The sequence below is a fragment of the Photobacterium kishitanii genome (assembly GCF_003026355.1).
Classification (GTDB): Bacteria; Pseudomonadota; Gammaproteobacteria; order Enterobacterales; family Vibrionaceae; genus Photobacterium; species Photobacterium kishitanii.
In genome coordinates, this window is sequence record NZ_PYON01000012.1 from 57,857 (window position 1) to 72,083 (window position 14,227).

The following is a 14,227-nucleotide window of genomic DNA, read 5'->3' on the forward strand; positions in this document are numbered from 1 at the left end:
CCCTCCTCTTTATTTATATATAATGTTTAATAGCTTCCCTTTCGCCCGACACCGGCATAATTAAATTCCCATGAAACATCAAAAGGTTTAAACCATGGTGCAACACCTGTTTCTTTATCAATATGGCGGAAAAAAGGAGCATTTTTATTGTATGATGGCGGATAAATCGTAAAGACAACTTTATATTTTCCATTTCCATCCAATTTGATGTTTTTACCATAATGAGGACCATCACTAGCAACCATTGGCATAAACATACCTGACTGTGCTTCTTTTTTATCTCCCAATTTAGTTACAGAATATTTGATCGTTAGATATGGAATCCAGTCTCCTTCGGCAAACCCATTTGGATTTTCCTCAACTGCATGTATATCCGCTTCCAAATGGATATCTGCCTTATTAGCTGGTAATTGAGTCATGGTTTTATCTTTTCCCATGTCCATCGTTATAGGCTGTAAATAAACGCCTTGGATTTCCATACCATCTTTAATAGTTGGTTGACCTAAAGGGTATTCTTGAGAAATTGCAGTGGCTGAAAACAAAATTAAAGTTGATGCGATAGCTAGAGATGTTTTTTTCATTATCTATTCCATGATTGATTGCAACAAAGAACCAGATGATATTGATTATCACTCTCATTAACCAATCTTTTTATCGAATCTTACTGAAAACTAAGTTTTACAAAATAAACACAAACATCCACCTTCAGCTACATTTGCCGTTTTAGCATCACATTTAGACTTAACACATTAATGAAAATAGCACTTCGATTGCGACTCTTTAGTAACCATTTATATTTAAAAATTGTATATAAGTCGGTAGATAGGTAGATAGGTAGATAGGTAGATAGGTAGATAGGTAGATAGGTAGATATTGTATATCATACCGTGATGCAAATTTGTTGATATATACATTATGACAGTATTTTTATATCTTCTTTTATAATTTACTGCATAAAATAACTCAATATTTATCTATAATAGTCAAACTTTAATCATTAATATCAGCAATAAAATATTTTAATATTACACTTAATAAATTATTTTATAAAAAGAAAGGGTTATATATGAACATAAAAGAACTATGGGGTTCTTGGAACTTAATTTCATTTAGTCATACCCTCTTAGAGACTAAAATTAAAACTAACATTATGGGTGATAATCCTAATGGAACAATTCTATTCACTGAAGATAATTGTGTTAGTGTTATCATCACGAATGAATCCAGAAAAACAAGTAACGACATTGAAGATACTAATTATCTTTATAATAGCATGATGGCATACATGGGGCGTTATAGCCTCAATGGAAACAAATGTGACTTTCATATTGAAATTTCATGGAATCCATCTTGGGTTGGTTTAATATTACAACGTGAAATAATACTTGAAGATAACAAACTTATTATTAACACACTACCACAGATTGGTATTGATGGTAATTTAAGTACTGCCACATTAATATGGAAAAGAAAGAATAATAATTAAAGACAAGCATCGGTTTTATTAATTTACTAAATACTAAAATTGATGTGTACATGAATGTACACATCATAAATAGCATATATTTTTACAGCTTTTTATTTATCTAAAAATGCTTTAATTTGTTCAGGAGTAAGATCTACACCTATTTTATAATAATCACTAACCTGACTTGCTGTTACAAAATACGTATTTGGATACTCTAGTTGAACTTCTTTAATAAATGCATTTAAACCATCAACTTCATCACTAATTGATAATGACTGACGATGTAAATAAATACCAAATGGCGGTCGAGAAGCATCCTTATAATGATTTAAGAAATTTTCCATCCAAATATTCTTTGCTTGCTCTGGAGTACAAGTTTGGTTACAAGCTCCAAACACTGTATCCATAACGTTTACAATACTACCATCGATATATTTGTAACCCATAAATAATTGATTACTTTTAGGCTGTGTTGCTACTGTATATTTAGGGTAACCACCATCTTCCCAATTAAATTGCTCTTTTTGAGTGAAATCACAGTGTACGTTATCCCATCCACCAGGTACTGATGTACAGTGGCGAACCCCTTTTCTTGGTTGCGTTTGTTCTGGTGCTGCAGAAAGTGAAGAATCATAACTAATATTTAATTGATTCATTATACCTTGCAAATGACCTAGCGCCGCATTCTTATTCTCACGGTCCCAACCACTACTGTTAGTATCTAAAAAGGGTGCACGGAATCCTTTTATCTTATCGCCTGGAATACCTGAAGCGACCAAAAATTCATAATTTTTCTTTAATTCATTCTCAATTTGAGATTGAGTTAAAGGTTCACCTTGATTACCTGACGCAATAGCTGGGTGTGAATATGTATGTAGAGCAAATTCGTGACCTTTCTTATATAAATTATTAATTGATTTAGGGTTGCTTACACATTGTGGCTCGCCTGTTGTTAATCCATCATCATTTACACAAACGATATCAAGCATTGATTCTTCATAAACCCATCCACCAGCTTGTTGCACAACATTGACATAAAATGTTAATGGGATAGTACTGTTTAATTGAGCAACACTTTTTTCCATTTCTTGATTCACACCGTCATCAAGACTGATAACGACAAATTGTGGTTTATTATTAATGTCATCTACTGATGCAAATGTTGAAAATGAAATAGATGTTAAAAAAAGGCATGCCAAATGTGTGTTTTTAATACGAGTCATAAATTCCCTAAATAAAAAAATAAAACTATTCGTAATGAGAATAATTTTCGGGAGAATCATATACGAGTATGCATCACGTTCAATAATATATGTGTAATATATTATGTCGATTTGAGATCATACCTAATGCGTTGCATATTAAGCAATTGATTTCATTAGCTCAGCTGACAATCTAAATGTAACATTTTCCTGCTTATAATTAATTAACATAACATTTAAACACTCTATTCCACTACCGCTCAGGGGATGCTTTATACATATCGTACCAACCAGCGTACTCGCCATTTTTGTCGGTAATTACTTTCTTCTCAGCTCACACTCAACCTCCGCCGCAATAGCTAAACCACGGTCCTCTTGGAAGTAAAAATATTAAACACGTGCAACAAACAGATATAAATTATGAAAATTGCTCTAATATTAAGAAAAGCAATTTATATTTGAAGCATTGCATCACTTTGATATAATCATAAAGTTTCTTCGTATAACCCCAATAATATGGTTTGGGGGTTTCTACCAGTCCCCGCAAAGTACTGATTATGAAGAGTGAAGGTTAAATTGATCTTACTCTGAGTAATCGCATACAACTTCTCGTTCGTTTCTTAGAGTGATCTTCTCCATCCACATAATTAGACAGGTCATATATGAAAGAATTTATTTTAGGGTTACCAAAAGTAGAACTCCATTTACACATCGAAGGTTCATTAGAGCCTGAACTATTATTTAAGATTGCAGAACGCAACCAAATAGATATTCCTTATGATTCACCAGAGGCATTACGCCAAGCTTATCAATTTGAAGACCTACAGTCCTTTCTGGATATCTATTATCAAGGTGCGCATGCTTTACACACAGAACAAGACTTCTATGATTTAACATGGGCATACCTAGAACGCTGTAAACTGGATAATGTGATCCATACAGAAATCTTTTTTGATCCTCAAACACATACAGATCGAGGCATTGCATTTGACACCGTCATTAATGGCATTTACAACGCATTACTTGATGGAGAAAAGTCATTTGGTATTTCTTCAAATATCATTGCATGTTTCTTACGCCATTTATCCCAAGAAAGTGCTATTGAAACATTAGAATCCATATTAAAGCACCAAGATAAAATAACGGGTGTTGGATTAGACTCTTCAGAGGCAGGTAACCCACCAGAGAAGTTCAAATATGCCTTTCAATTAGCGAAACAAGCAGGATTAAAAACAGTAGCTCACGCCGGAGAAGAAGGGCCAGCACAAAATATTATTGACGCAATTGATATGCTTAAAGTTAGCCGAGTTGATCATGGTGTGCGTTGTGTTGAAGATGAAGACTTAGTTAAGCAACTCATTAATAATAAAATGGCATTGACCGTTTGCCCTCTTTCAAATATTAAGCTGCGTGTCTTTAACGATATGAGCCAACATAATATTGTTGATTTATTACGTAGAGGAGTTACTGTAACAATCAATTCAGATGATCCTGCCTACTTTGGAGGATATATGACTGATAATTTTATGGCAGTCAATCAATCACATAAAATGACCAAAAGTGAATTAACACAGTTAACGATTAACGCAATAGAGGCGAGCTTCATTAGCGAAGAACTAAAAGATAAATATAGAATAGAAGTAACAAATTACCTCGAAAACTATAGAGCTAATATTTAACTCATTTTTATCAAAATATACATTACTTTTAATTAATTATGAGTATCTCAAGTTAATTAAGTAACCACCAAGGCTAAGTAATTATAGCCTTGGTTTTTCTCTGTCTTAAACGGCTTAATCACTATCTATGACACTAATATTCTGATTGTAATTTTGAAGAAACTCTCCTAATGGTATTGGTTTTGCAAAAAGAAACCCTTGTAAATTTTCTATACCTTGTTTCTTTAAATATTCAGCTTGCGCTTCAGTCTCAACCCCTTCAGCGATAATACGAAGGGACAAACGCTTAGCAAGTTCTACTGTACTTTCAATTAAATGTTCTGAAGTACAGTCAACACCTATATTTTTAACAAAAATCTGATCTATTTTAAGATAATCTAGATTAATTTTTTGCAAATTAACTAAACTCGAATGCCCAGTTCCAAAATCATCGATAGCAATCTTACAACCGAGTATTTTTAAATCATGAAATAGATCCTGTGTAAACTCAGAAACATCAAGAGCCTCACGTTCAGTTAATTCCAATACCAATATAATATTATGATTTGAAACCTCATCGACAAAGTATTTACATTCATCTAGTAGAATTGAACTATTGCAATGTTGGGGAGAAATATTTACTCCAACATGAAACGGAGCTGGTAAGCAATGTTTATATTCCCGCAATTGTCTTGAGGTTTCTTTTAAAAGCATATGAGTCATTGGAATAATCAGTCCAGAATCTTCTGCTTGTGGGATAAAAAGATCTGGACGAACGATTCCTTGGTAAGGATGCTTCCACCTCATCAAGATTTCTACACCAATAATTTCTTGTGTTACTGAATCTACGACAGGCTGCGCATAGGGCACAAACTCATTTTTCCTGATTGCTCTCTCTAATTCTAAATATAGAGGTCGTGGTCGGGTTAATTGCCACCAGCAGAAAATAGAAAACAATATTTGAAATAATAAAATAACAACAATATAAAACTGATCTTCTTGCCAAAATGCTAGCCAAGATGATGAGCTATTGAAACCAGAATAAACTGAAAAAGGGAAATTTTTTGATTCCACTCGTTGAACGGCTAAAAATGATTTATTGGGGTTATCATGAGTAAATTCATTATTATGGGTTAACCATGAATCTCCTATCGCTAACGATATAACAAATGAATTATTTTTTTGTTCAGATAATAGCTGTTTGATATAACGTCCATCGATACCACTAAGCGCAACATTTTCCCCAATCACAGTCCGAACGGCGATTAATGGGTATTTCTGTTCAACATTACTCCCCGGCATCAGATATAATTTACCGGAAATGTACTTCATTGAGTCACTATGAAATTCAGCAGCTCCCCAAAGAGACGTACAATAAATATTATTACCGTGAGCTAGATTAATAGTTCTCACATAAGGAATACGAGCTACATTTATTCTCATTTCACTATATATTTTTTCGCAACTATCCCCATCAGAGATTAAATTTAGAGCTAGGTTGTTAGACTCTTCACCATAGTTGAGAATAGAATCAATTTCTTTTACTACTTTAACAGCATGTTGCTTTGATTCTTTGTGTAAAGAAAACTCAAAACCAGCATGAAACAAAAGCAAAATGAAAATGCATGGTAAAAAAGTCAAAAGCACAATTAAGATGTTCTTTATTTTACCTCCCATAACCCTCCTTTAAATCCGCCATTAGATATTTTGACATGTGAACTACACATCGTTTATCTCGTGGATATTTCAGCCGTATAATCAATATAATAAAAATCATATTACAATAAAAACATATACACAATATATATAACATTATTTAAAATAACTTTTTACACACAAGCCACTCACAATTGTTTATTAATTAGTCACCAGAAAACCTACTTTTCTACTCGCAATGGTGTTTACGCTAAGCCTATCGAGCACAGCTAAAATAAGATAAGTCTAATAAAGCACATAAATAAAGGGCACATTTAAAATGCGACCCTTTATTCTCTGAAACGAGGACACTCACACAATATAAATTTACTTGCTTATATGCGAGCCATATCAGACTTAACGAACATATGCTTATAAAACATTAGAGTCCAGGAGCAGTATGGCCATCTCCTATACGTTGTTGGCGGAAAATATGACACCACATGAGAGGCAATACGATTAAAGCTAATATTGCATTTGATATAGGCATTGACATCCAAACGCCCTCTAATCCAAATTTTTTCGGTAATATAAAAAGAATTGGAAACTGCATTAGTACGTTTGCAACCGAAATACTAATCGATATGCTACCTTTCCCTATTGACATAAAGTACATTGAGGCAAGAATAATCAACCCTTCTAAATAAATTGCCGCAAGATGAAGGCGAATCCCCAAGGTTGCTTCATCTATTAGCAGAGGATCACCGGATGTAAACAATCCAATCATTTTATGAGGAAATGCATTTACTAAGGCTAACCAAAGTAAACCGATACACAATGTCACTATTGACGCTAGCTTCACGACCTTAGCAATATTAGTGTATTGCTTTGCACCATGATAGAAGCTCACTTGTGGCTGCATACCTTCTGCTATTCCTTCTGCAACGTGGTAATATAAAGTCATAAAGTAAGCAACTATCGCAAATGCAGCAATACTTGTTGGTGAGCCATATTCAACAAATAAACGATTATGTGCAGCCACCACCACTGCATAGTAAAGGAACATCACTAAGGAAGAAGCTCCCATCACTATACTTTTTCGTGCATCGCTTAAACTAAATTGCAATGTGTGTTTGAATACAACGAGGTAAGAATAACGCGACATCAAGTATACGAGTGCCATTACCACGGTCACAATTTGCGCTATCACCGTTCCCCATGCCGCGCCTTTTAATCCCCAATTTAATACACCAATAAAAACATAATCCAGCACCACATTGGTAAGCGCACCCACGACCATCATCGCTGTAGCGACAATAGGACTATCATCATTTCGTATCAGAAATGGTAACGCTCCAGAAGCGACAGTAATTATGCCATACAACGAAAAAACCGTAAGATAGTCATTAGCATATTGTAATGTTTTTCCTGTTGCTCCTTGCAAAGCAATCAATGGCTCACTAAACATAATAAGGTACAGGGAAGCAAGTAGTCCTAAAGCAATAATTAAGCCTAACCCAGTCACCATAGCAGTACGCGCGTACTCAGCGTTTTGCTCACCACGATAGATCGAAATTAAACTACCAGCCCCCATACCAATCAGTAAACCGAGCCCACTAACTAGTGCAATAACAGGCCAAGAGGTATTAATTGCAGCAAGTCCCTCAGCTCCAACATAATGACCAACGAACACTCCATCGACTACTTGATAGAGGCCATTAACCGCCATAGCAGCCACTGCGGGAATAGTATATCGCCAAAAAGTACGTGCAATAGAGCTGTTTTGTTGTATTTCTGATGATGTGTACATAAGAAAAATCCAGTAGAAAATATACGATTATTATCTACTGATATAGGATAGTAAAAAGTCACTTACTATCCGAATATGAGATGGTTTTTTCAGTTGTTGATATTATGCATTCCTGAACTACTACGCATCTATGCATTAATCACATTCAACATTCTAAACAACAATAAAGCCAATTAGCTTATAAAGTAATTATCCCTAAGGGTAATGAAAATATTAAACAAATTAATATTTTTAATTCATAATCCAAAGAAAAAGCTTTAATTTATTATTTATCGCTCAAATAACTCAGACTTATGTAAGTGCTAATGCCGATGAAGTGGACAAAAAGAGTTGGCGATTACCGCATTAAACATGCAAACTATTATCATTATCAACAACTGAGATATATAGATGATGAATATAGCCATATGGGGTGCAGGAAGCGGATTAGGATCAGCCATGATCGACTACTTTCATAAACAAGGAGCTAATGTTATAGCGATAGCACGAAACCCAAGTAAAAACCCCAAAATTACAGAATACAATATTACCGCTATTTCCTGCGATGCAACGGATAAAAAACAAGTTGAAAGTGCTGTTTCTATGCTACCTGAAAATACTATCAATATTTCAACGATGGGTAGCTTTCATGCTGATACCCCTGTTGACTATATTGGACATCGTTATTTGATTGATGCACTAGAACAAAGTGCTTCGAACCGACTATTACTCATTACTTCTCTTGGGTGTGGCAATTCATGGCAATATCTTTCAGACCGAGCTAAACAAGTTTTTGGTAACGCAATTCGCGAAAAAACACTTGCAGAAGCATGGCTTCAAAGTAGTTCATTAGATTTCACGATTCTCCGCCCAGGAGGACTCAAAGATGGCGCTCCAACTAACCAAGGTGAGATTTCACAAGACATTGAAGTACACGGTGCAATTACCCGTGGAGAGGTTGCTCGATTGAGCTACGAATTACTTTTGAATAATGATAGCTCAGGTCATATATTCCAGTGCGTTGACCCTAATCTAGCACCCTACTAAATTTCGACACCCGCGAGGGGTAAACTTTGCCCCTCTCTAATATAGATAACTATCTTATTTCTTTTAAATTAACACTCACCCACGTATATTTAGTTCAATTTATGGCATGATTTCACCAGTATCATGTCACTACCTCAAACATAATGGAGTATGTAATGCGTCAAAAAATGACATCGCTACTCATCATTGATCCTCAATATGACTTTTATGATGTTCCACTCAACGAACAGCTGATTTTAGACTCAAAACAAAACACTATTTCACCGTCTCTTCCTGTTCCTAATTCATGGGAAGATGCAAAAATGCTTGCGGCATTTATTAATAAACAACAAGACCACATCAACAATATTGTTGTTACCCTCGATAGCCACCATGAATACGACATTGCTCATTCTATTTATTGGCAAAATAAGCTAGGTGAACATCCAACACCATTTACGCTAATTAGCCATCAAGATATTATCGATGGCATATGGCAACCAACTAAAATAGAACAGCTTAGCCATGTACTTAAATATACTCAATCACTCGAAAAATCAGGTAAATATAACCTTATTATTTGGCCAACTCACTGTGTTATAGGTTCAGTAGGACATTGCATTGTGAGCCCTATTCATGCCGCTATTACTGCTTGGGAAATGCATAAAGCAACTCAACATCATGTTATTTCAAAAGGTGAAAATCCACATACTGAACACTATGGCGGCTGTGAAGCAGAATATCCGCTTCGAGATGACATAAAAACTCAATTTGATCCGCAATTAATCGAATTAGTTAAGAGTAGTGATCAAGTCTTTATCTCTGGCCAAGCTCTATCACACTGTATTGCCAGTACCGTTGAGCAAATAGTCAAAAAGCTATCATCTGATGATATTAATAAATTAACAATCCTTATTGATACCACGAGTCCTGTAGCAGGCTTTGAGCAACAAGCAAAGACATTTACTGAAAACATGGCCAATTTGGGAGTAAACGTAACTAAAACAGCTGAAGTTACAATGGATTAAATAACAAAGGCTACCAATGGCAGCCTTTAATGCTTATCGTTAATGGATATAAAACTAATGCTGTATCTTCAAAGGAGATAATTAATTAAAAGACCAATTTGCACCGACAGAAGTACCAAAATTATGCTGAGAATCATAAGATGATGTTAAACCAACAGTAGTATTCTGATTAACTCTAAATTTTGCCCCCAATGCCGTTGCTGCTTGCTCACCATATGAACCAAGACCAATACCAATATTATATTTATACCCATTTAACGGTGCAGCTATTTGCGTCATTGCCATAGCAGAAGCAGTTCCTGCATTAGCCCGTTTTCTTACTTGGTAAATATCTTTTTTTAATTGATTCAACTTATTATCAACATCAATTCTATTGTACTCAATGCGAGCAGAGTTACGCTGGATATTAGTACGGTTTGCATCTATGTGCGTTTTATTTTTACTAATATGAGTTTGGTTATTAACTGCTAATTTTTTATTTTTAACTATATCAGAACTGTTGTTCGTGATAACACTTTTATTTGTTTCGATTTGACCTTTGTTGTTTGAAATATTTGTACTGTTAGCCGCAATAGCGCTTTTATTAATGTAAATACCAGAACTGTTGTTCGAAATAACACTTTTATTCGTTCCAATTTGACCTTTATTATTTGAAATACTTGTACTGTTAGCCGCAATAGCGCTTTTATTAATGGAAATACCTGAACTGTTGTTCGAAATAACACTTTTATTCGTTCCAATTTGACCTTTATTATTTGAAATACTTGTACTGTTAGCCGCAATAGCGCTTTTATTAATGGAAATACCTGAACTGTTGTTTGAAATAACACTTTTATTCGTTCCGATTTGACCTTTGTTGTTTGAAATATTTGTACTGTTAACCGCAATAGCGCTTTTATTAATGGAAATACCTGAACTGTTGTTCGAAATAACACTTTTATTCGTTCCAATTTGACCTTTATTATTTGAAATACTTGTACTGTTAGCCGCAATAGTACTTTTATTAATGGAAATACCTGAACTGTTGTTTGTTATAGCATTTTTACTCGTTTCGATTTGACTTTTGTTGTTTGAAATACCTGAGCTGTTTTCTACAACAATCATTTCAACTGTTTTAATTTTATTTTTATTAACCGTAATATTATTTTTTAATGGTATCAACTGGCTAACATTAACACCATCTGTAGCTTTTTGACCTGCTGCCATATTTTCAATACGACGCTGTTCATATATATTACCAATAGAAACCTGACCATCCTCAGAAAAAGAGTGAAAACCAATCGCAATACTTTTGTTACTGGCAACAGAACCGGATCCTAATGCAAGAGACTCATGATCAGAGGTAGCATGATTACCGATAGAAATAGATTCATCCTTACTCTTGCTTTCAATACCAAAATTTAAATTGCCGCTACCTACAAATGTTGTATTTAAACCAATAGCAATATTATAATTTTCCAACTTTCCATTAACATATGGATCATCTTCCCCTGTATTTGGCTGACCAAAAATTATATTTGTCTGTGCAGCGAATGCCGATGTTGTTATTACAGTTGAAAATAATAGAAGACATTGTAGCTTCATTGTTAACATTCCAATTTATAGTAGTTATATAACTATGATTAATGAGATAAAAACATTAGCCTAAAATATTACATTTGCTATTCGAATAAAATGATTAACGTAATTCATAAAAACGATTTACATAATAATCATAAAAAAATAACCATCGGAATTTATTTTACAAAAGCAACAAAGTTATATTAATTATTGTTTTTATTAACAATTAAAAGTTAACAAAAGAAACATAAGACAAATAACTACGGTGTTTATTTTACATATGTGGCGAAAGATATCAATAAATGAAATATATGATTTCACTTATCAGCATTCGTAGTACTAATGAAAAGAATAGATAAAAGCTAAGATAAAACATATATCTAGTTAAAACTCATTAAACACAATCCTTTTTTCTACCTTTCAATACGTAATAAAGACTTGGCGAATTTCAATTCTTATCAAATCCATAACATAACATTTAATTATCTACTACGACATTCATAGACAATCAACTCAGTATATTAAAGAACAAGCTTACAGATCTAGAAGGGATTAATTTACATTAAAAAATAGTCAACGGATATAATTCAAGTAAGATTTAAACTTAGAGTTATAACTACGACTAACTCTATATTATTTTGTATAAAAAAGGCCGCCTACTGGCAGCCTTTAGTGAGCTTCTAATTTTAATATTTTCTCAGAATCTCTACGATTCCGATTTTACGATATAAATAAAAAGTAACATCTACATCGTTTCAAACAGTTCAGATAACAACGTACGATTGATCACCAAATATTCTTGATTTTTGCTAAATGATTAGGCAAATCTTGTGGTTTTTCACAGCATACTTGTTCCATCACTTGCTGGAGCTGTTTCTTAATCATATTCATCGCATGATGACCACCATTTTGACCTAGTGCGCCGACACTATACATAAAACTCCTCCCCATAAATGTAAAATCCATCCCTGCAGCTAGAGTACAAGCAATATCAGAGCCTTCTCTTATACCACTATCCATCATAATAGCTGTTTGGCCTTTACACGCATTAAGGATTTCAACCCCTTTACTTATGGTTGATGGGCCAGCATCCAGCTGTCGTCCACCATGATTAGAGACAATGATCCCATCCAACCCTATTTCAATAGATTTTTTTGCATCTTCAACAGTCGATAAGCCTTTTAGTACTAAGTTCCCATCCCATTTATCACGTAACTTTCGTACTTTTTCCTCACTTAAGCGACCATTAAAGGTTTTATCCATAAATAGGGCTAAATGATGCATATCCATTGAGCCCGACATATATTTGGTTAACGTTTTAAACTCTGGTTTTCCTTTAATTAAGGTCTCAAGCGCCCATTCAGGAGAAAGCATTATCTGCAGCATATTTTCTGCTGTCATTTTTGGAGGCATTGCCAACCCGTTTTTTATTTCTTTCGGACGATAAGCAAATGTAGGAACGTCTGATAATAGTACTAACGTTTTAACCCCTGCTGCTTTACAACGAGCAAGTAAATCATCAGTGATAGCATCATCAACTGGATGATATAACTGAAACCACATTTTACCCTCAGTAATTTCAGCAATCGTTTCAATGGATGCTGTTGACACTGTACTCAATATAAATGGGACGTTATGCTCAAAAGCCGCTTTTGCCAAAATCTCAGGTGCTTCCGGCCAAATAAGCCCTTGTAGTCCAACTGGACTTACACCAAATGGAGCATCATAAGTTTCACCGAACAATGTCGTTTTTAATGAAACATCCTTATAGTCCCTTAAATAATAAGGAATAAGTTCAAGTTCTCGAATATCATCCGTATTACGTCTTAAACCAATCTCGTTGTTACAGCCACCATCAACATATTCAAAAGCAAACTTTGGCAAACGCGATTTTGCTTTTTTCCTGAGTAAATCAACAGATGGATATCTAGTATTAAAATAGTCGTTCATGATACTTCCTTTATTATATTTTTATTTTGATTATCTATTTTTGTATTCATAACTAAGGCCTATTTATCCAATAAACACTACCACTTATCACTCACTAACTCACCATTAATACATCTGTAATATGAAAAACATAGATCACAATTATGCTAATATCTCGATCGTAACTAAATAATAAAAAAGAGGAATAAGAAAAGCTGTATCCCAAGAGAATACAGCTTTACATTATGAAACTTTTCAATCATTAGATTTACAAACAGTTATAAATTATAAAATATAGCGTTACCAACCTAAATTACAGGCATTAAGCTTAGCATTAGATAAACTGTAATATTTTCGTTTAATTAAATAAGTACCATCATTACTTATACCTTCTAATCTCAACCATTTATTTTTACCAAATCGAGCTTTAACAGGAACGCCAACTGCAAATCGCTTACCTGACACATACTTAGCTACATAGAATGAATCTCGAACCCTAAATATATAACCATTTTTCCCACAAATTCTAGCACTTTCAACGCGTCCTTTTTGAATACCTCCCCAACTTCCCCAATCATTAGCTTGAACTGAAGTAGAGGCAATAACAGCTAAACCAAGTAATACGGCAACGATCATCTTTTTCATATCAAATTCCATCTCAAGAATGAATTCAGTACCTATGGTTTATACCTAAAATGGATAAATAAAAAGATCTATTTACATATTTATTTTTCAGAGAGAAATATTATATATTTTCATTCGTTAAATTAAGATATACGAGATTTTACAATACCCAATTTGTAAGCAACGTTGCGTGATAGAAAAAAGAAATAGAATATTAGTTAATATTTTATAAATAAACTACCATTATACAATTTAAATAAAGTTTAACATGCAGATTAAATATAAAATCAACAATACAGATAATAATA

General features: G+C 33.9%; 11 protein-coding genes and 1 riboswitch. Of the genes, 4 read left to right on the forward strand and 7 right to left on the reverse strand.

Annotated features, from left to right (window positions below; all coding sequences use genetic code 11):
- Nucleotides 1-26: 26 nt before the first annotated feature.
- A complete protein-coding gene (locus C0W29_RS14355) occupies nt 27-581 on the reverse strand; it encodes an iron transporter (RefSeq protein ID WP_045041354.1) in 555 nt (184 codons plus the stop codon).
- A 485-nt stretch (nt 582-1,066) separates the two neighbouring features.
- On the opposite strand from C0W29_RS14355, the gene C0W29_RS14360 reads away from it, so the two are divergent.
- Nucleotides 1,067-1,486, forward strand: a complete 420-nt coding sequence (locus C0W29_RS14360; protein WP_045044787.1) for a lipocalin-like domain-containing protein — start codon at nt 1,067-1,069, stop codon at nt 1,484-1,486.
- A 92-nt stretch (nt 1,487-1,578) separates the two neighbouring features.
- On the opposite strand, the gene C0W29_RS14365 is transcribed toward C0W29_RS14360, so the two are convergent.
- Nucleotides 1,579-2,691, reverse strand: coding sequence for a polysaccharide deacetylase family protein (locus C0W29_RS14365; protein ID WP_045044788.1), 1,113 nt, complete (start codon nt 2,689-2,691; stop codon nt 1,579-1,581).
- Between the two features lie 457 nt (nt 2,692-3,148).
- Nucleotides 3,149-3,248, forward strand: a riboswitch (purine riboswitch).
- Between the two features lie 84 nt (nt 3,249-3,332).
- Here C0W29_RS14365 and C0W29_RS14370 point away from each other — a divergent pair.
- A complete protein-coding gene (locus C0W29_RS14370; RefSeq protein ID WP_045041357.1) occupies nt 3,333-4,349 on the forward strand; it encodes an adenosine deaminase in 1,017 nt (338 codons plus the stop codon).
- 114 nt (nt 4,350-4,463) lie between these two features.
- On the opposite strand, the gene C0W29_RS14375 is transcribed toward C0W29_RS14370, so the two are convergent.
- Nucleotides 4,464-6,005, reverse strand: a complete 1,542-nt coding sequence (locus tag C0W29_RS14375) for an EAL domain-containing protein (protein WP_045044789.1) — start codon at nt 6,003-6,005, stop codon at nt 4,464-4,466.
- Between the two features lie 400 nt (nt 6,006-6,405).
- Nucleotides 6,406-7,773 carry an MATE family efflux transporter gene (locus tag C0W29_RS14380; RefSeq protein ID WP_045044790.1) on the reverse strand — a complete coding sequence of 456 codons (1,368 nt, stop codon included), beginning with the start codon at nt 7,771-7,773 and terminating at the stop codon, nt 6,406-6,408.
- Between the two features lie 390 nt (nt 7,774-8,163).
- Here C0W29_RS14380 and C0W29_RS14385 point away from each other — a divergent pair, with 390 nt between their 5' ends.
- Together C0W29_RS14385 and C0W29_RS14390 are read left to right on the forward strand one after the other, a co-directional pair.
- The gene (locus tag C0W29_RS14385) at nt 8,164-8,799 is read left to right on the forward strand and encodes an NAD(P)-dependent oxidoreductase (RefSeq protein WP_181317527.1); all 636 of its coding nucleotides are present in this window, start codon (nt 8,164-8,166) and stop codon (nt 8,797-8,799) included.
- 155 nt (nt 8,800-8,954) lie between these two features.
- The gene (locus C0W29_RS14390; RefSeq protein WP_045041360.1) at nt 8,955-9,806 is read left to right on the forward strand and encodes a cysteine hydrolase family protein; all 852 of its coding nucleotides are present in this window, start codon (nt 8,955-8,957) and stop codon (nt 9,804-9,806) included.
- A gap of 81 nt (nt 9,807-9,887) precedes the next feature.
- Here C0W29_RS14390 and C0W29_RS14395 read toward each other — a convergent pair whose 3' ends face one another.
- The 3 genes from C0W29_RS14395 to C0W29_RS14405 form a co-directional block, all read right to left on the reverse strand.
- Entirely contained in the window at nt 9,888-11,390 is a 1,503-nt protein-coding gene (locus tag C0W29_RS14395) for a YadA C-terminal domain-containing protein (RefSeq protein ID WP_158260028.1), read from the reverse strand.
- A 762-nt stretch (nt 11,391-12,152) separates the two neighbouring features.
- Entirely contained in the window at nt 12,153-13,316 is a 1,164-nt protein-coding gene (locus C0W29_RS14400; protein ID WP_045044792.1) for an alpha-hydroxy acid oxidase, read from the reverse strand.
- A 279-nt stretch (nt 13,317-13,595) separates the two neighbouring features.
- Nucleotides 13,596-13,940: a hypothetical protein gene (locus C0W29_RS14405; protein WP_045041363.1), complete on the reverse strand. Its 345-nt coding sequence runs from the start codon at nt 13,938-13,940 to the stop codon at nt 13,596-13,598.
- Nucleotides 13,941-14,227 lie beyond the last annotated feature (287 nt).

Excerpts from the sequence above, each read along its gene's own strand:
- C0W29_RS14385 (WP_181317527.1), top strand. The coding sequence starts at position 8,164 with ATGATGAATATAGCCATATGGGGTGCAGGAAGCGGATTAGGATCAGCC.
- C0W29_RS14395 (WP_158260028.1), bottom strand. The coding sequence starts at position 11,390 with ATGAAGCTACAATGTCTTCTATTATTTTCAACTGTAATAACAACATCG.
- C0W29_RS14355 (WP_045041354.1), bottom strand. The coding sequence starts at position 581 with ATGAAAAAAACATCTCTAGCTATCGCATCAACTTTAATTTTGTTTTCA.
- C0W29_RS14405 (WP_045041363.1), bottom strand. The coding sequence starts at position 13,940 with ATGAAAAAGATGATCGTTGCCGTATTACTTGGTTTAGCTGTTATTGCC.
- C0W29_RS14370 (WP_045041357.1), top strand. The coding sequence starts at position 3,333 with ATGAAAGAATTTATTTTAGGGTTACCAAAAGTAGAACTCCATTTACAC.
- C0W29_RS14365 (WP_045044788.1), bottom strand. The coding sequence starts at position 2,691 with ATGACTCGTATTAAAAACACACATTTGGCATGCCTTTTTTTAACATCT.
- C0W29_RS14400 (WP_045044792.1), bottom strand. The coding sequence starts at position 13,316 with ATGAACGACTATTTTAATACTAGATATCCATCTGTTGATTTACTCAGG.
- C0W29_RS14390 (WP_045041360.1), top strand. The coding sequence starts at position 8,955 with ATGCGTCAAAAAATGACATCGCTACTCATCATTGATCCTCAATATGAC.
- C0W29_RS14360 (WP_045044787.1), top strand. The coding sequence starts at position 1,067 with ATGAACATAAAAGAACTATGGGGTTCTTGGAACTTAATTTCATTTAGT.
- C0W29_RS14375 (WP_045044789.1), bottom strand. The coding sequence starts at position 6,005 with ATGGGAGGTAAAATAAAGAACATCTTAATTGTGCTTTTGACTTTTTTA.
- C0W29_RS14380 (WP_045044790.1), bottom strand. The coding sequence starts at position 7,773 with ATGTACACATCATCAGAAATACAACAAAACAGCTCTATTGCACGTACT.